The sequence below is a fragment of the Bradyrhizobium sp. LVM 105 genome, from assembly GCF_003957705.1.
Lineage (GTDB): Bacteria > Pseudomonadota > Alphaproteobacteria > Rhizobiales > Xanthobacteraceae > Bradyrhizobium > Bradyrhizobium frederickii.
Genome location: NZ_QZMV01000008.1, coordinates 206,034 through 223,876, shown reverse-complemented (window position 1 = coordinate 223,876; position 17,843 = coordinate 206,034). Strand labels below are relative to the sequence as shown.

Here is a 17,843-nt window from a genome sequence, read left to right as displayed (position 1 = left end):
CCTCAGGATGAGGCTGAGTGGCATCTTTGCTTGCGGAAACTGCTGTCACGCACTCGGTCCTCATCCTGAGGGCCCGCCAAAGGCGGGCGTCTCGAAGGATGGCCGCAGGGAAGGGTTCTCAAATGCGATAGCCCTGCCGCGTGCGGGGAGAGGAGAAGAGGGCCAGTACCTTCCACTGAAACAGCGGCGAGTCCTTCGGCGGTGACAGCTCCGGGGTCCAGCCGGAGAGCTTTTCAATCGCGTAGGTATCCATCACGAGGCCGCGCCAGCGGCGTTCGACCTGACCGAGCTGTTCACGTTTCGCCGGAATGTTCTGCCACAGCGACGAACGGTTGTCCGGCTCGCGGCCGACATAGATGCCGGCGTGGCCCTTGATCCGGTCCATGCCGGGATCGGCAAAATCCTGGAAGCGGCCGCGTTCGTTGATCTCGATGACGGGCACGCGCCCACGGAACAGCCAGCGCATCATGGCGTAAGTGCGATAGTCCGTGGTGGCGATCCAGGTCGCGCCGGTCTCGTCCAGTGCAGCCTGCGCGCGCGCGGCGACCTGCTCGTAGCCGGCCTCGGCGCCGATCGGATCGATCCTGCCGAGCAGATTCCAGGGCGCGGCGACGTAATAGAGGAACACGATGACGACGAAGGCGATGCCGGAGACCACGGCTGTCCTGGCCCAGAACAGCGACGATCTCAGCATGCGCGCCGACCAATCCTCCTTCATCATCGCCACGAGGTTCACGGCGGCAGCGGCGAAGCCGACCGGCCACATGAACATCGGCCAGGTGTCGCCGACCCGGAGCGTGGTCGACTTCGCCAGGAAATACAGGAACGGCACCAGCACCGCGCTCGACAACAGGATCGCGACCGGCTCGCGCGTGCGATAGCCGCGCCACGCCGTCAGCACCAGTCCGGTCAGCACCACCGGCAGCATGACGAAGCCGACCAGGCCGAATTGCAGGCCGATGTAATCGCCGATGGTACGCAGCGAGATGCCGTAATTGGCGGTCGCCCGCACGCCCTGGAATCGGAACGAGGCCCAATCGTGCTGCACGTTCCAGATCAGCACCGGCGAGAACACGAGGGTGGCAACCAGCACGGCGAGATAAGGATAGGGGCTGCGCAACCAGCGCCAGCGCCAATCCGGCACCAGCAGAAAGGCGGCGACTGCCGGCGCGAACATGATCGCGGTGAATTTCGACAGCATCGAGAGGCCGGCGAACAGGCCGGCCGCCAGCCACCAGCGTCCGTCGCCGCTCTGTGACAGCCGCACCAGCGACCACATCATCGCCACCGCAAATGGGATCATGGCGACGTCGGGCGCGACCTTGGCCATCAGCAGGCCGTAATAGAGCGCGGCCTCCGGCATCAGCACCGCGAACATCACCGCGCGCGCATCGTGGGTGAGGCGGCGGACGATGTCGGCCAGCAACAGCTGCGTCAGCAGCATCGCGACGATGCCGCCGAAGCGGACACCGAGCGGCGTGTCGCCGAAGATCGCAGTACCGAGGCGGATCAGCCAGGCGATCCCCGGGGGATGATCGAGGAAGCTGAGCGCGCCCTCCTTCGACCAGGTCCAGTAATAGGCCTCGTCGGTGCGCAGCTCGATCGCGGAGGCGTAGACGATGCGGAGCAGCGTCATCGCGGCGATGACGAGCACGGCAACAAGGATGGGACGGCGTTCGGCGCCGTCTGGCTTCACGGGGATATCGGCAGCGATCGTCACGGCCGCGCTTTTCGCCAACCTCGGAGGGGGAGTCAATGCGGGGATGGGCAGCGGCGATCCAGCCCCGACGCGGACGCCGTAGGGTGGGCAAAGCGCAGCGTGCCCACGCCGTGCATAAACGGATAGACTCGGTGGGCACGGCGCTTTGCGCCTTTGCCCACCCTACGATTTCTGGGGGCGCTTGTCCGGGACGACGGCGGTGTGTGGGGCTCCCTCCCAGGCATGTGATCCCGAACCTGTCCACCCCCGGAATTAACCGCTAGGCTGGCTGTTCTCCTTCGTGAACTGATACAACCGAATCATGGCCACCGCTGCTGCACAGATGTCCGAGCTCGTCCGCGCGACCAGCGTGCGGCAGGTGCGGCTCGTCTGCGGCGTGATCCTGTTCTGCTATGTGATCAGTCATTTCCTCAACCATGCGCTCGGCAATATCTCGGTCGAGGCCATGGAGGCCGGGGTCACCTACCACACCCTGTTCTGGCAGTTCCTGCCCGTCACACTCGTGTTCTACACCGCCGCGCTCACGCATATGGGGCTCGGCATCTACGCGCTGTATCAGCGCCGCCAGTTCCGCTGGCGGACGATCGAGCCGCTGCAGCTCGCGCTGGGCCTGAGCATCCCCGCATTGGTCATGGGGCACGTGGTCGGGGTGCGGCTCGGCTACACGCTGTACGATCACCAGAAGCTCTACCCGCAGGAGCTCTATCTGTTCTTCGTCGCCGCGCCCGGCCGGCTCTGGCAGATGACGATCCTGCTCGTGATCGCCTGGGTCCATGGCTGCATCGGCATCTATTTCTGGCTGCGCCTCAAACCGTTCTTCACGCGCGCCGCGCCCTATCTGCTCGCCGCCGCCGTGCTGATCCCGACGCTGTCGCTGCTCGGCATCTACCAGGGCGGCCGCAACGTCGCGTTCGAAGCCGATGACAGGGAGTGGCGCGCGCAGAATCTCACCCGACGCCAGGTCGGCACCACGGCCGAGGCCGCGACGCTCGATCGCATCACCGGCGGCTTCACCATCGCCTATTTCGGGCTGCTGGGCCTGGCGCTGGCGGCGCGCGGCGTGCGCGCCTGGCGCGAGCGGCGCGGCGGCATGGTCGCGCTGTCCTATGGCAACGGCAAGACGGTGCGGGTCCCCAAAGGCCTCTCCGTGCTGGAAGCGAGCCTGCGCCACAATCTGCCGCATGCCAGCGTCTGCGGCGGCCGCGCCCGCTGCTCGACCTGCCGCATCCGGATCATCGGCGATCATGCCACCCTGCCCGAGCCGTCGCAGCGCGAGGCCTTCGTGCTGACCCGCGTCGGCACCAACGATCCCTCGATCAGGCTGGCCTGCCAGTTGCGGCCGACGTCGGATCTCTCCTTCTTCCAGCTCTTCACCCCGCAGACGTCGGCGGCGACAGCGCATGCCTCCGCGCCGGCGAGCATCGGCCAGGAGCGCTATCTCGTCAGCCTGTTCGTGGACATGCGCGGCTCGACGCAGCTCGCCGAGAAGCGGCTGCCGTTCGACACCGTGTTTATCGTCAACCGCTTCCTCGGCGCGGTGTCGCAGGCCGTGATCGAGAATGGCGGCCAGCCGAACCAGTTCGTCGGCGACGGCATGCTGGCGCTGTTCGGGCTGACCGCCGATCCGCAAACCGCCTGCCGGCAGGCGCTGAAGGCGGCAAGCGGCATCGCCACGCAGATCGACGAACTGAATCAGCTCCTGAGCCATGATCTTCGCCAGCCGATCCGCTTCGGCATCGGCATTCACGGCGGCGAGGTCATCATCGGCGACATCGGCTATCGCGATCACATCGTCTTCACGGCGCTGGGCGATGCCGTCAACGTCGCCGCCCGCCTCCAGGACATGACCAAGACGCTGGCCTGCGAGGCGATCGTCTCGGACGAGATCCGCCGTAGCGCGGGTCTCGCCGACGATGCCTTGCCGCACCAGGAGGTCGCGATCCGCGGCCGCGACGAGCCGATGGCGGTGCGGGTGGTGGCGGATGCACGGGAGCTGGCGGCGCTGGTCGATCGCAGCGAGCGCGTCGCGGCGTAAGGTGTGAGCCCCGGAGGCGCTGCGCTCCCTCCCCCGCTTGCGGGGGAGGGTTGGGGAGAGGGTGCTTCCGCAATGAGACCGTCCCCTAGAGGAGAAAGCCCACCCGGCGTGCTCGGGACGATGCTTCGCATCGCCCGGCGCGCAGGACAGGTGCACCGTCGCCGCCGCTACAGTTCGACTCAATTCACTGCCACCGCGTAACACCGGCCTGCTGCGACGCAGCGGCATGGGCCTGCTGCGAAAGCACGAATTGACTTCGTTCCGATCGTTGCAACAGATGAGCGCGGGTCCGCGGTGATGGCCGCTGACAGAAGAAAGGCTCCGGGAGGAGACGAGGATGTTCGATCGACGCGACCTGCTCAAGGGAGCGGGCTTGACCGCTCTTGCGGCCACACTGAATGCCACGAGGGCGTCGGCCCTCGAAACCGTCACGCTTCCGTTCGCCAACGGCGAACGGCCGCTGGTGAAATACCCGCAGAAGCGGCCGATGATCGGCCTCACCAGCCGGCCGCCGCAGCTCGAGACGCCGTTTGCGATCTTCAACGACGGTCCGATCACGCCGAACAACGCGTTCTTCGTGCGCTATCACCTCTCCGATCTGCCCTACGATCTGGATCCCGACAAATTCACGCTGGAGGTCAAGGGCAAGGTCGACAAGCCGCTCAAACTTTCGCTGAAGGACATCCGGAAGATGAAGGCGACGGAGATCGTCGCCGTCGCGCAGTGCTCCGGCAACAGCCGCGGCTTCTTCGAGCCGCGCGTCGCCGGCGGCCAGCTCGCCAACGGCGCCATGGGCTGCGCGCGCTGGCGCGGCGTGCCGCTGAAAGCCGTGCTGGAGATGGCCGGCGTGCAGAGCGGCGCCAAGCAGGTCACCTTCAACGGCATGGACGGGCCGGTCAGCGACAAGACGCCTGACTTCGTCAAGGCGCTCGACATCGATCACGCCAATGACGGCGAGGTCATGCTGGCCTACGGCATGAACGGCGAGGATCTGCCGTTCCTCAACGGCTTCCCGCTGCGCCTGATCGTGCCCGGCTATTACGGCACCTACTGGGTCAAGCACCTCAACGAGATCACCGTCATCGACAATGTCTATGACGGCTTCTGGATGAAGTCGGCCTATCGCATTCCGGATACACCGAACAACGCGGTTGAGCCCGGCACCGCGCCGAAAGCGACCATCCCGATCAACCGCTTCACCATACGCTCCTTCATCACCAGCGTGCCTGACGGCGCCAAGCTGAAGGCGGGAGCTGTGACCCTGCGCGGCATCGCCTTTGACGGCGGCAAGGGCATCAGGGAGGTCCAGGTCTCCACCGACGGCGGCAAGACCTGGGTGAACGCCAAGCTCGGCAAGGATCTCGGCAAATACGCCTTCCGCGAATGGAAGCTGCCGGTGAAGCTCGCGGCGGGCAGCCATGAGCTCAAGGTCCGCGCCACCGGACATGGGGGCGAGACGCAGCCGGACACGCCGCGCTGGAACCCGGCGGGTTATTTGCGCAACGTGGTCGAGACCGTCCATGTGACGGCCGCCTGAAGGAGAATGATCATGCAGCGCACCGTTCTCCTCGCCGTCTCGCTCGGCCTTGTCGCCGCGATGGGTTCGGCACTTGCCGCGCCGGTCAACTACAAGACCCCTGATGAGGTCGCCGCGTTCAAGCCGGGCCCCGGCCTTGAGGTCGTCGAGGGCAATTGCAGCGCCTGCCACTCGGCCGATTACATCAAGACGCAGCCGCCGATGAAGGACAGGAAGGGCTTCTGGCAGGCCGAGGTAACCAAGATGATCAAGGTCTATGGCGCGCCGATCGACGATGCAGATGTCGGCAAGATCGTCGATTACCTGGCCGCGACGTATTGACTGACAGCGCGCAGCACGCGGGCTGTTTGACCGCGAAACGGGCAAAACCGGCAAAAGCGCCGCGAAGTTGAGCGGAATTCGGCGAAATGCCGATGTGGTTTGAGCTACCAAGCCCGCCACATTCCGCGTATCCTGTTAGGACCGAACCGGCCGGTTGGCGGGGACTGGCGGTTCGGAGATCTCGGAGGAAGACCCGCGGAGAAGTCGTGATGGCTAAAGGTACGGTCAAGTGGTTCAACCCGACGAAGGGTTATGGATTTATCCAGCCTGCGTCGGGAGGCAAGGATGTGTTCGTGCATATCTCGGCAGTGCAGAAGGCCGGTCTGTCGACCCTGAACGAGGGACAGACGGTGGAATACGAAGAGATCGCAAACCGGGGCAAGACTTCCGCAGAGAACCTCAAAGTATAAGCCCGCCAGCCTTTGCTGCCTCCCGGATCACCTTCCGGGAGCGGGCCAAGAAAATTTCAGAAGACGGCCAGTGCATTCGACGACAGGCGTTGCGATTGCACGAGGATAGCTATTTTTTCCTGCGAAGACCGCTTGTTCGACGCCGCAGCAATGACAATCGCGACGACATGTCGTCAGCCCACCGGCAACGGTGCGTCGCGCTTGATCTCTTCCATCACCGCATAGGTCCGCGTCTCGCGCACGCCCGGCATCGACAGCAGGGTCTCGCCGAGGAAGCGTCGATAGGCGGACATGTCCGCAAGCCGCGCCTTCACAAGATAGTCGAAGCCGCCGGCAACCATGTGACACTCCAGCACCTCGGGCGCGAGCTTCACCGCGCGCGCAAACCGCTCGAAATTGTCGGGCGTGGTCTTGTCGAGCAGCACTTCGACGAACACCAGAAGGCCAAGGCCGAGCCGATGCGGGTTGAGCCGCGCGCCGTAGCCCTCGACGAAGCCCTCGCGTTGCAGGCGCTTCAGCCGCTCGCCGATCGAGGTCGGCGACAGCCCGATGCGCTCGGCGAGCTCGACATTGGCGATCCGGCCATCCTCCTGTAAAATCGAGAGGATTCTCCGGTCGATGCGATCTAATTCCATAGTTTCTGAGGTCAATTGTCTACCAATCTTCATTTTCTAAGGCAAATGAGCTAGATTGTCTATCGAACTACGGTCACGCGGGCACTATCCTGAATTCAGCCCCAGGAGACGCATGTCGAACATCCCGCCTCCCTTTACCGCCCCCTACGCGCCCGACGATGCCGAGCTCGCCGCGCGGCTGTTACCGGCGTCGCATCTCAGTCCGCCGCAGGAGGCACGGATCGACCGTACCGCGACCCGGCTGATCGAGGCGATCCGCAAGCGCGACGACCGGCTCGGTGGGGTCGAGGACATGCTGCGGGAGTTCGCGCTCTCGACCAAGGAGGGCCTCGCGCTGATGGTGCTGGCCGAGGCGCTGCTGCGCGTGCCGGACGCCCGCACCGCCGACCAGTTCATCGAGGACAAGCTCGGCGAGGGTGACTTCATCCACCACGAGACCAAGTCCACGGCCTTCCTGGTCAACGCCTCGGCCTGGGCACTCGGGCTGTCGGCACGGGTGATCCAGCCCGGCGAGACGCCGGACGGCACCATCGGCCGCCTCGTCAAGCGACTGGGCGCGCCGGCGGTACGCACCGCAACGCGCCAGGCGATGCGGCTGATGGGCAACCATTTCGTGCTGGGCGAGACCATCGAGCAGGCGCTGGAGCGGGCTCAGCCGCGCTCCGGCCAGAAGCCGCGCTATTCCTTCGACATGCTCGGCGAAGGCGCGCGCACGGCGGCCGACGCGAAGCGCTATTTCGATGCCTATGCCAGCGCGATCGAGACCATCGGCAAGGTGGCAGGCACTCATTCCCTGCCCGACCGGCCCGGCATCTCGGTCAAGCTCTCGGCACTGCATCCGCGCTTCGAGGCGATCAGCCGCGCGCGGGTGATCGCCGAGCTGGTGCCGCTGCTGCTCGATCTGGCGCAGCGCGCCAAGGCTCATGACCTCAACTTCACCGTCGATGCCGAGGAAGCCGACCGGCTGGAGCTGTCGCTCGACGTGATCGCAGCAACGCTCGCCGATCCCTCGCTCAAAGGCTGGGACGGATTCGGCCTTGCGATCCAGGCCTATCAGAAACGCGCCGGCGCCGTGATCGACTATGTCGATGCACTCGCGCGCGCGCATGACCGCAAGCTGATGGTGCGCCTCGTCAAGGGCGCCTATTGGGACACCGAGATCAAGCGCGCGCAGGAGCGCGGGCTCGACGGCTATCCCGTGTTCACGCGCAAGGCGATGACGGACCTGAACTACGTCGCCTGCGCGACGAAGCTGCTGGCCTTGCGGCCGCGCATCTTCCCGCAATTCGCCACCCACAACGCGCTGACGGTCGCGACCGTGCTGGAGCTCGCCGCAAGCGGCGGCGGCTTCGAGTTCCAGCGCCTGCACGGCATGGGCGAGGCGCTGTACGAGCAGCTCGCCAAGGACCAGCCTGACATCGCCTACCGCACCTATGCGCCGGTCGGCAGCCATCGCGACCTGCTGGCCTATCTGGTCCGGCGACTGCTGGAGAATGGCGCCAACTCCTCCTTCGTGGCGCAGGCTGCCGATTATCGCGTGCCGGTTACGGCACTGCTGCAGCGTCCGGCGGATGCCATTGTCCGGCCGCAAGCGGCGGCCCATTCCAAGATTCCGTTGCCAGGCGATCTGTTCGCGCCGGAGCGGCGCAATTCGCGCGGCGTCGAATTCGGCGCGCGCCGCGCGCTCGAGCAATTGCTGGCCGACGTGAAGGCCGAAGCTGTGGACCTCAAGCCCATCGCCGATGCCACGCCGGATCAGACCAATGCGGCACTCGCTGCGGCGGTTGCGGGCTTTGCCGCCTGGAGCCGGACGCCGGCAGGCACGCGCGCGGCGGCATTGGAGCAGGCGGCGCATCTGCTGGAGCGCCGCAGCGCCCGCTTCATCGCGCTGCTGCAAGCCGAGGGCGGCAAGACGCTCGACGATGCGCTCTCGGAGCTGCGCGAAGCTGCGGATTTCTGCCGCTATTATGCCGCGCAAGGCCGCAAGCTGTTCGGCGCTGATACCGCGATGCCCGGTCCGACCGGCGAGAGCAATGCGCTCGCGATGCGCGGCCGCGGCGTCTTCGTCGCGATCTCGCCATGGAATTTCCCCCTGGCGATCTTCCTGGGTCAGGTCACGGCCGCGCTGATGGCCGGCAACAGCGTGGTGGCAAAGCCCGCCGAACAGACGCCGCGCATCGCGCGCGAAGCCGTCGCCCTGCTGCACGAGGCCGGCATCCCCAGAAGCGCGCTGCATCTCGTCACCGGCGACGGCAAGATCGGCGCGATGCTGACGGCGCATCCTGGCATCGCCGGCGTCGTCTTCACCGGCTCGACCGAGGTCGCACGCCTGATCAACCGGACGCTCGCCGCCAAGGACGGGCCGATCGTGCCGCTGATCGCCGAGACCGGCGGCATCAACGCCATGATCGCGGACGCCACCGCGCTGCCCGAGCAGGTCGCCGACGACGTCGTCACGTCCGCGTTCCGTTCCGCCGGCCAGCGCTGCTCGGCGCTGCGGCTCTTGTTCGTGCAGGAGGACGTCGCCGACCGCATGATCGAGATGATCGCGGGCGCCGCGCGCGAACTGAAGATCGGCGATCCCTCCGATGTCGCGACCCATGTCGGCCCGGTGATCGACCTCGAGGCCAAGCAGCGCCTCGATGCGCATATCGCGCGGATGAAGCGCGAGGCTCGGCTGCACTTTGCCGGCGACGCACCGGAGGGCTGCTTCGTCGCGCCGCACATCTTCGAGCTCAAGGAGGCCGGCCAGCTCACCGAGGAGGTCTTTGGCCCGATCCTGCATGTCGTGCGCTATCGTGCGGAGACTCTCGCGCGCGTGTTGCAGGCGATCGAGCGTACCGGCTACGGGCTCACCCTCGGCATCCACTCCCGCATCGACGACACGATCGAAGCCATCATCGACCGCGCCCAGATCGGCAACGTCTACGTCAACCGCAACATGATCGGCGCCGTGGTCGGCGTGCAGCCGTTCGGCGGCAACGGCCTCTCCGGAACCGGCCCCAAGGCCGGCGGCCCGCACTACCTCGCGCGCTTCGCCGCCGAGCAGACCGTGACCATCAACACGGCCGCGGCAGGCGGCAATGCTGCGTTGCTTGCGGGTGAGGAGTGAGACGGCGTCCGAGCCCTCTTATCAACGCACGATACCAGTTCCGTCATCCTGAGGTGCGAGTGGCGCGATGCCACGCATCGCGCCGGGAGCCTCGAAGGATGTACGGCCGAGATACAGCCGGGCCGTCGCCCTTCGAGGGCCGCTGAAGAAGCGGCCACCTCAGGGTGACGGAGATGGGTTCGGGTCCGTGGCGGACGCGCGCCGACTACCGCAATGGGCCCTGCGCCGGGCGCCGTTGCATCCCGCGGAAACATCGGTCTAATGCTCCCATGAATGCGCCCGTGCCAATTCCAGCGCGCGGGAAACGACTGAAGCGAGGGAGCGACGCTGCAATGGATAAGGGCATTTTTGCCGGCCTGAAGGTTCTGGACTGCGCGAGCTTCATCGCAGCGCCCGCGGCCGCGACCGTGCTGTCAGATTTCGGCGCCGACGTCGTCAAGATCGAGCCGCCCGGCGCCGGGGATCCCTACCGCAATCTGCCCAACCTGCCGGGCTATCCCACGGGCGAGCACAATTTCGCCTGGCTGCTGGAAGCACGCAACAAGAAGAGCATCGCGCTCGACCTCGCAAAGCCCGAGGCGCAGGCGGTGCTGTACAAGCTGGTGGCGGAGGCCGACGTCTTCATCACCAACATGCCGCCGCCGGTGCGCGCCAAGCTCGGCATCACCTATGATCATCTCGCCCATCTCAACGACCGGCTGATCTACGCCTCCTTCACCGGCTATGGCGAGAAGGGCGAGGAGGCCAACAAGCCCGGCTTCGACAGCAATGCCTATTGGGCGCGGTCGGGCCTGATGGACCTCGTGCGCGCCGACACCGACACCACCCCGGCGCGCTCGGTCGCCGGCATGGGCGATCATCCCTGCGCCATGGCGTTCTACGGTGCCATCGTCACCGCGCTGTATCAGCGCGAGAAGACCGGCAAGGGCTCGCATGTCGCCTCCAATCTGATGGCGAACGGGGTGTGGGCCGCTAGCGTGCTGGCGCAGGCAAAACTCTGCGGCGCCAAGTTCGGCGAGCGGCGCCCGCGCGAGCGCGCGCTCAACGCGGTCGCCAATCACTACCAGTGCAAGGACGGCCGCTGGCTGATCCTGTCCCTGCTGAGCGAGGAGAAGCAGTTTCCGACGCTGGCCAAGTGCCTGGGGCGCGAGGACCTGATCGCCGACCCGCGCTTCGCCACCAAGGCCGACCGCCACGCCCGCTCGGTCGAGCTGATCAAGATTCTGGATGAGACCTTTGCCACCAGGGATCTCGCCGAATGGCGCAGGATCCTCGACGGCAACGGCCTCGTGTTCGGTGTCGTCGCCATTCTCGACGACATCCCGAACGACAAGCAGATGCTCGACAACGAGGTGCTGGTGCCGTTCGAGAACGACACCATGCTCACCATCAACAGCCCGATCTGGATCGACGGCGCCAGGAAGGTGCAGCCGCGCAAGCCGCCCGCCGTCGGCGAGCACAGTGACGAGATTTTGCGCGGGGCGGGATACGACGAGGCGGCGATCAAGCAGCTGCGCAGTTCGGGCGCCGTGGGGTAAGGTGGCGCGCGCCGCTCTAACCCCGTCATTGCGAGCGCAGCGAAGCAATCCAGACTGTCTCCGCGGATGCATGGCTGGATTGCTTCGCTGCGCTCGCAATGACGATGCCGGACGATCCCGCTACAAACCTATGGCAACATCACGCCGCGCGAGGTTCCATGCCCAGCTACCGCCTGCACTACTTCCCGGAATCCGGCAACAGCTACAAGCTCGCGCTGATGCTGACGCTGTGCGGCGAGACGTTCGAGCCGGTGTGGACCGATTTTGCCGGCGGCGTCACGCGCACGGCGGAATGGCGCAAGGCGGTCAACGAGATGGGCGAGATTCCCGTGCTCGAAATCGACGGCGTGAAGATGACGCAGACCGCGCCGCTCCTGCTGAAACTCGCCGAGCAGTACGGCCGCTTCGGCGCGGAAACCGAGGACGAGAAATTCGAGCTGCTGCGCTGGCTGTTCTGGGACAACCACAAGCTCACCGGCTACATGGCGACCTATCGCTTCATGCGCGCCTTCACCGAGAAGAACGATCCCCAGGTGCTGAAGCATTTTCGCCGCCGGCTCGAGGACTTCCTCGGCATTCTCGACGGGCATCTCCAGCACAACGACTTCGCGATCGGCGCAAGGCCGACGGTCGCCGACATCTCGATGATGGCCTATCTGCATTATCCGCGCGACGAGCACGGTTTTGACTTCGCCACGAGCCATCCCGCCATCCACGCCTGGCTCGGCCGCATCGCCGCGCTGCCCGGCTGGAAGCCGGCCTATGAATTGCTGCCGGGCAAGCGGATGAAGAACTTCGCGAAATGAGGGGGCCAGCGCCAAGCTTCAGCGCCGTCATGGCCGGGCTTGTCCCGGCCATCCACGATCTTGGACGCGGATACGAGAACGTGGATGCCCGGGACAAGCCCGGGCATGACGAAGGAAGCGCGGCTTACCGCAGCGACAGCCAGCCGAGCGTGAACAGGATGCCGCCGACGATGACGGCCATCGCAATCGCCGAGATGCTGACGCGGGCGCTGCCGGCGATCTGCTTGGCTTCTTCGTTCTGGGCGATCTCGCGATTGCGCGCCTTGTTGGCGTTGCCCGTATCCGTCATGAATCATCCAAATCGCTTGTTGGCTAACGCGTCTTGATGAAGCACATGCCGATGCGGCGCGAGGCCGCGGCGGCCTGACAGGTGAGACCGTTAGCACAGTTCCATGACGTAAAACTCTTGTCTGGCGTTCCCGATCCCGCATCCCGCAGGGAACAATGCGCGCCCCAGCCGTCCTGATACTCGCTTCCGGCGAGCTCGCGGCTGCCGCGGGTCTGCGGCCGGCTGGCAAATCCGCGTGAGAAATCAGGACGTTTGCCCGTGGCGAAGGCGGTCAGGATATCGCGGCGACGCAGCTGGTCGCCGACGAAATGCGGCGAGGCCGGCACGATGGCCGCGTTGGACGGCTTGTCGGCGAGCCAGTCGACGCCAGGGAAATGGAAGCCGCCGATGCCGCGGGTCTGGTGGCATCCTGAGCAGGTGACGTCGTTGAGACGACGCTGGAAGCCCGCGACCGAGCGGATGTTCTGCATGTCTCCGCGCGCGGCGGCCTGCTTCAGCGCGCCGACCACGTCGTCATCGGTGAAGACCGGGGCGCCGCTGCCCTCGCCTCCTTCTTCTCCTTGCAACATGCCGAACTCGGGCTGCAGCGCGGAAGCGTCGAGGCCGGCGGGCGTCGCCACCACCGCAGCCTTGGCCAGGAATCTTTCCGGGATCAGCACCGTGCCGCGATCGAATTCGCGCAGATTCCCGGGTGCGAGCAGCCAATCCCTGAAATCGCGCCGGAGCGCATCGTCGGCGAGGATGCGGTCGCGGTCGATCTGGTTCTCCAGCACCGCTTCGGCGAACGTCTTCGTCGCGGCGTCGTACTTGAACACCTTGAGCAGATAGTCGGAGCGGAAATCGTGCAGCGCCGATTTCGGCGCGACGGAGACCTGGATGTTGGTCTCGATGCGATCGAGCATGGAATCGTCGCGGCCGCCGATCAGCTCCTGCCAATTGCCGTTGTCGAGCCAGCGCCGCGCGATCTCGGCGCAGCTGATCGGCTTGCCGCCCCCCTCCGTCTGGCGCGCATCCCTCGCCTTTATCACCAGATTGAAGGTCATCGGCAGGCGCGTCGCGATCGTGCCACGGTCGGTTCTAGCGTCGAACCGCGCCAGACGATAAATCAGCCGGATCTCGCCGCAGGATTCTTCGGCGACATAGGCGCGGTCCATGCGGTTGACGATACCGGCCAGCACGAAGCGCGTATCGGGCGACGCCAGATTGGCCCGATCGAACAGCTGTACGTCAAAACCCTCGCCGACGCCGATGGTCTCGGTCGGATACGCTGCCTTCCGCTGGCCAATGTAGCGCTCGAGCTCCGCGTCGATCGCGGGAGGAATGTCCTTGAGCTGCGGCAGCGATGCGAACAGCCGGTCGGTTGTCAGCGGACCGTCCGCCTTGCGCGCCGGCGCCAACAGGCGCGGGATCGTGAGGACGTCGCCGTCGTCGAGCTTGCGCAACAGATCGGGATCGGCGATTGCCGTGCCGCGCATCAGCTGCGCCGTCTCCGCGGCTGATGGCGAGGCGGCGCCGCCAAGCAAGACGGCGGCAGCAATGAGAATTCGCAGCGCGCGGCTCATGCCTTAGGTAACACCGCGCCGGGATGCCTATTCAAGCAAAAAGGCGCCTCACATGCTGGTGAAGCGCCTCTTCGAAAGTCGAATATCGAATGCTCAGCGTGCGACGATCAGCCCCTTGCTGGTGACGACCACCCAGCGGCCGTCCTGGCGGCGGATCGCATCGACGCGGCCGACGCCGGGGATGGGGTCGCCGGGATAGACCTCGTAGAGGCCGTCGCGGCCCTCGATCAGCGCGCCGCCATTGGCAGCGTTGCGCAGCCGCCAGCCTTCGATCGTCGGCAGACGGCCGACCTCGGGCTTGGGGGCGGCAGCCACCGGGGCCGGTGCAGCGGCGGCAGTCGCAACCTGAGTCGGCGCGATCGAGCCGGTGGTCTCCCTGGCGGGAGCTGCGGCAGCCTGCGCGGGCGCGGCGGACGACGTGACGCGGAGCTTGTCGACGGCCTCCGACAGCTTTGCGATCCTGGCGAGCGGCTCGGCCTGTGCCTTCTCGAGCTTGTCGAGGCGATCGTTGGCGCGATTGAACTGGCTGAGGCCCGTCTTCGAGCCCTGCTCGACATTGGCCTTGAGCGCGACGAGGTCGGCATCGATCCGCGCGACCGAAGCATCGAGCGCGCTGGTATCAGTGACCTGCACCGGCGCCTGGGCGGGGCTTGCGAAATGCATCATGCCGGCCGTTGCGAGCGCGCCGCTGATCGCGCCGACACTGGCTGCGATCGCTACCACCGCGGCCATTGCCGACAGGCGCCGCTTGCCAGCGGCCTCGCGCGGCTCGTCCGCCTTCACATGCGGGGCAAAATCCTCGCGGTCCCAAGAGCCATTCCACGACCGCTCCGAGGGCGCCATGACGATGAGCTTGCCGGGCTTCGGCTCGGGCTTGGCCTCGGCTTTGGCTTCGACCTTCGGCAGCTCGATCCTTGACGCTTCGATCTTTGGCGGCTCGACCGGATCCGGCTTGGGCGGCGCCTCGTGGTCGGGGGCGATCGAAGGGGCGTCGATCCCGGCAGCCTCGACAGCCTGCGGCGCGGTCGTCCCGGCTTCGACGACGCTCTTATCCTGGGCAGCCTGCTCAGCCATTGGTTCGCTCACGGTTCAAGTACTCCGCTCTGGATTGACCTTTTGGTAACTTTCATTGCTTGCGAAATCCTTACCTTGGGACCCGCTTACCGAAATTTTAGGAAATTATCCGGGGCCGAATTAGGCCGGGAAGATGGAACCGGTGTGGCGGGCATGAAACAATTTGTAACCGGAGCAAAATGAACGGCGGCGGAATGACGACACGACGCGCGTGTCTCACCCGTCATCCTGAGGCGCGAGTGGGGCGGTGCGCAGCACCGCGCCGGGAGCCTCGAAGGATGAACGGCCGAGCTGCTACAGCCGGGCCGTCGCCCTTCGAGGCTCGCCGAAGTGGCGAGCACCTCAGGGTGACGGTGAGAGACTTGAGCGCGCCACCTCCACGTCGTGATTGCGAGCGCAGCGAAGCAATCCAGAATCCCTCCGCGGAAGAAGTCTGGATTGCTTCGTCGCAAGGGCTCCTCGCAATGACGGAGCAGGCAGTGCCCGCCCCTCACTCACATCACGGTTCGTCACATCACGACCGGCGCATCCGGCAGCTCGTTCGCAGGCGAGGCCCGCGGCGGGAAATGCCGCGCCAATTCGCGCGACACCGCTTCGATGCCGCCGATGACGCCGCGCTCGAACTGGCCGGAGGCGAACTCCGCCTCCATGGCGCGACAGATGCTCTCCCAGCCCGCCGCGCCCACCTTCGCGTCGATGCCGCGATCGGCGATGATCTCGACGTCGCGATCGGCGAGCAGGAGATAGATCAGGACGCCGTTGTTGTGCGCGGTGTCCCAGATACGCAGCAACGAGAACACGTCGAGCGCCCGCGCTCGGGCCGGCTGGTTGCGGAACAGCGGCACGCCGTCGAGTGCGCCCTCGACCACGAAGCGGACCTGGCCGGAATGGGCGGCTTCGCCGCGCTTGATCGCCTGCTCGATGCGGGCGAGGACGTCTGGCGGAAAGATCTGCTTTGCCCGCCAATGATGCTGCACGAGATGTCTGGCAATGCGCTTGATGCTCATGACCGCTACCAGCTCCCCGAGGCGCCGCCGCCGCCGAAACTGCCGCCACCGCCGCTGAAGCTGCCGCTGTCGCTGCTGCTCGAGCCGCTGCTCCAGCCGCCTCCCGACGAGCCGCTCGACCACGAGCCGCCGCGCGAGCGGCCGGTGCCCGGCGTGATCGCCGAAAACAGATCGGCGATGAAGCCGACGATGAAGCCGAGGACGCCGACGGCGGCGGCGAGCGCTGCGGAGCCGAGGATGAACCACGTCACCGCCGCAATGATGCCCCCGGTCACCATTGATCCGAGCAGCCGTCCCAGCATGGCGCGGAAGAACCCGCCGACGCCGATCGAGGCGAACAGCGCCACGGCGAAGACCGGCGCGAGGTCGTCCAGATTGTGGGCGAAGTTGACGCTGCGCGAGGGGGACGGCAGCGGCTCGCCGTCGATCACCCGCATCATGCGGTCGACGCCATCGGAGATACCGCCGGCGAAATCGCCTGCCCTGAACTTCGGCGTGATGACCTCATCGATGATCCGCCGCGACGTGACGTCCGTCAGAGCGCCTTCCAGGCCGTAACCGACCTCGATACGCAAGTGCCGATCATTCTTGGCAACGACGAGGATCGCGCCGTCGTCGACCTTCTTGCGGCCGATCTTCCAGGCGTCCGCGACCCGGATCGAGAACTGCTCGATCGTCTCCGGCTGCGTCGTCGGCACGATCAGGACGGCGATCTGGCTGCCCTTGCGCGCCTCGAAGTCTTGCAGCTTTTGCGACAGCGAGGCGATGTCGGCGCTGGAGAGCGTGTTGGTCTGATCGACGACGCGGCCGGTGAGTTGAGGGACGGCGACGTCGGCAAAGGCTGGGAAAGCGAGGGCGAGGAGGAACGCGACGACGAAGACGATGCGCGTGGGCGCGGCCGAAGCAGCCCGCCACAACCTCGCTGTCATCGCCCGCGAAGGCGGGCGATCCAGTATCCCAGAGGCCGCACTGCTTGAACCGAGAAGCCGCGGCGTACTGGATTCCCCGCCTTCGCGGGGAATGACGGCGGTGGGTGGGGCGCGCATGGGCGACGAATGCGGCTACTTCGACGGCGCTGGCGCCGGATTGAAATCCACCTTCGGCGCGGTCGAGATCGCCTTCTCGTTCTCCACCGAGAAGTTCGGCTTCTCCTTGTAGCCGAACATCATCGCGGTGAGGTTGCTCGGGAAGGAGCGGATGGTGACGTTATAGTCCTGCACCGACTTGATGTAGCGGTTGCGCGCTACCGTGATGCGGTTCTCGGTCCCCTCCAGCTGCGACATCAAATCCTTGAACAGGGCGTCGGACTTCAGCTGCGGATAGTTTTCGGTCACGACCAGAAGCCGCGACAGCGCGCTGGAGAGTTCGCCCTGGGCTGCCTGGAACTTCTGGAAGGCGGCCGGATCGTTCAGCACCTCGGGCGTCGCCTGGATGCTGCCGACCTTGGCGCGCGCATTGGTGACGCCGAGCAGCACGTCCTTCTCTTGCTGCGCAAAGCCCTTCACCGAGTTGACGAGATTGGGCACGAGGTCGGCGCGGCGCTGATACTGGTTCACGACCTCGGACCAGGCGGACTTGATCTGCTCGTCCTCGCTCTGGATCGCGTTATAGCCGCAATTGGTGAGGCTCAGCGAGGCCAGCGCCGCCAGCACGGTCAGGATCTTGCGCATTAAATTTCTCCCGGTGGAATCTGGCGCAAACTACCAGAACGGCTCCGCGGAGTGTCGAGATTTTTCCGTCATTCCGGGGGACCGCGCAAGCGGGGCCCGGAGCATCGAACCCGGAATCTCGAGATTC

The 17,843-nt window shown here is 66.0% G+C and carries 15 protein-coding genes; 7 read left to right on the top strand and 8 right to left on the bottom strand.

All coding sequences use genetic code 11. The features are described from left to right. Positions 1-118: 118 nt before the first annotated feature. Positions 119-1,636, bottom strand: a complete 1,518-nt coding sequence (locus tag D6B98_RS23140; protein ID WP_245481449.1) for a glycosyltransferase family 39 protein — start codon at positions 1,634-1,636, stop codon at positions 119-121. 385 nt (positions 1,637-2,021) lie between these two features. On the opposite strand from D6B98_RS23140, the gene D6B98_RS23135 reads away from it, so the two are divergent. From D6B98_RS23135 to D6B98_RS23115, 4 genes are all read left to right on the top strand, one after another. Then, positions 2,022-3,755, top strand: coding sequence for an adenylate/guanylate cyclase domain-containing protein (locus D6B98_RS23135; RefSeq protein ID WP_126259209.1), 1,734 nt, complete (start codon positions 2,022-2,024; stop codon positions 3,753-3,755). 337 nt (positions 3,756-4,092) lie between these two features. Then, positions 4,093-5,292, top strand: coding sequence for a SorA family sulfite dehydrogenase catalytic subunit (sorA, locus tag D6B98_RS23125; protein ID WP_126259207.1), 1,200 nt, complete (start codon positions 4,093-4,095; stop codon positions 5,290-5,292). Positions 5,293-5,304: 12 nt separating this feature from the next. Beyond that, on the top strand, positions 5,305-5,613 hold the full coding sequence (sorB, locus tag D6B98_RS23120; protein ID WP_164718799.1) for a SorB family sulfite dehydrogenase c-type cytochrome subunit: 309 nt from the start codon (positions 5,305-5,307) through the stop codon (positions 5,611-5,613). 209 nt (positions 5,614-5,822) lie between these two features. Continuing rightward, positions 5,823-6,023, top strand: a complete 201-nt coding sequence (locus tag D6B98_RS23115) for a cold-shock protein (protein WP_008563500.1) — start codon at positions 5,823-5,825, stop codon at positions 6,021-6,023. 173 nt (positions 6,024-6,196) lie between these two features. On the opposite strand, the gene D6B98_RS23110 is transcribed toward D6B98_RS23115, so the two are convergent. Further along, positions 6,197-6,658, bottom strand: a complete 462-nt coding sequence (locus D6B98_RS23110; protein ID WP_126259205.1) for an Lrp/AsnC ligand binding domain-containing protein — start codon at positions 6,656-6,658, stop codon at positions 6,197-6,199. Between the two features lie 112 nt (positions 6,659-6,770). Here D6B98_RS23110 and putA point away from each other — a divergent pair, with 112 nt between their 5' ends. The 3 genes from putA to D6B98_RS23090 all read left to right on the top strand — a co-directional run bounded on the left by putA (position 6,771) and on the right by D6B98_RS23090 (position 12,114). After that, a complete protein-coding gene (gene putA / locus D6B98_RS23105; RefSeq protein ID WP_126259204.1) occupies positions 6,771-9,770 on the top strand; it encodes a bifunctional proline dehydrogenase/L-glutamate gamma-semialdehyde dehydrogenase PutA in 3,000 nt (999 codons plus the stop codon). 332 nt (positions 9,771-10,102) lie between these two features. Continuing rightward, entirely contained in the window at positions 10,103-11,308 is a 1,206-nt protein-coding gene (locus D6B98_RS23095) for a CaiB/BaiF CoA transferase family protein (protein WP_126259203.1), read from the top strand. 158 nt (positions 11,309-11,466) lie between these two features. Beyond that, positions 11,467-12,114 (top strand): glutathione S-transferase family protein, encoded by a 648-nt coding sequence (locus D6B98_RS23090; protein WP_126259202.1) that lies wholly within the window; start codon positions 11,467-11,469, stop codon positions 12,112-12,114. 124 nt (positions 12,115-12,238) lie between these two features. On the opposite strand, the gene D6B98_RS40070 is transcribed toward D6B98_RS23090, so the two are convergent. From D6B98_RS40070 to D6B98_RS23060, 6 genes are all read right to left on the bottom strand, one after another. Beyond that, positions 12,239-12,403: a hypothetical protein gene (locus D6B98_RS40070; protein ID WP_164718798.1), complete on the bottom strand. Its 165-nt coding sequence runs from the start codon at positions 12,401-12,403 to the stop codon at positions 12,239-12,241. A 23-nt stretch (positions 12,404-12,426) separates the two neighbouring features. Next, the gene (locus tag D6B98_RS23085) at positions 12,427-13,965 is read right to left on the bottom strand and encodes a hypothetical protein (protein ID WP_126259201.1); all 1,539 of its coding nucleotides are present in this window, start codon (positions 13,963-13,965) and stop codon (positions 12,427-12,429) included. Positions 13,966-14,058: 93 nt separating this feature from the next. Continuing rightward, the gene (locus D6B98_RS23080) at positions 14,059-15,039 is read right to left on the bottom strand and encodes a hypothetical protein (RefSeq protein ID WP_164718797.1); all 981 of its coding nucleotides are present in this window, start codon (positions 15,037-15,039) and stop codon (positions 14,059-14,061) included. A gap of 509 nt (positions 15,040-15,548) precedes the next feature. Continuing rightward, positions 15,549-16,046 carry a TPM domain-containing protein gene (locus tag D6B98_RS23070; RefSeq protein WP_126259198.1) on the bottom strand — a complete coding sequence of 166 codons (498 nt, stop codon included), beginning with the start codon at positions 16,044-16,046 and terminating at the stop codon, positions 15,549-15,551. Between the two features lie 5 nt (positions 16,047-16,051). After that, positions 16,052-16,975 (bottom strand): TPM domain-containing protein, encoded by a 924-nt coding sequence (locus tag D6B98_RS23065; protein WP_164718796.1) that lies wholly within the window; start codon positions 16,973-16,975, stop codon positions 16,052-16,054. 132 nt (positions 16,976-17,107) lie between these two features. Continuing rightward, entirely contained in the window at positions 17,108-17,716 is a 609-nt protein-coding gene (locus D6B98_RS23060) for a LemA family protein (protein WP_061878947.1), read from the bottom strand. Between the last annotated feature and the right edge of the window lie 127 nt (positions 17,717-17,843).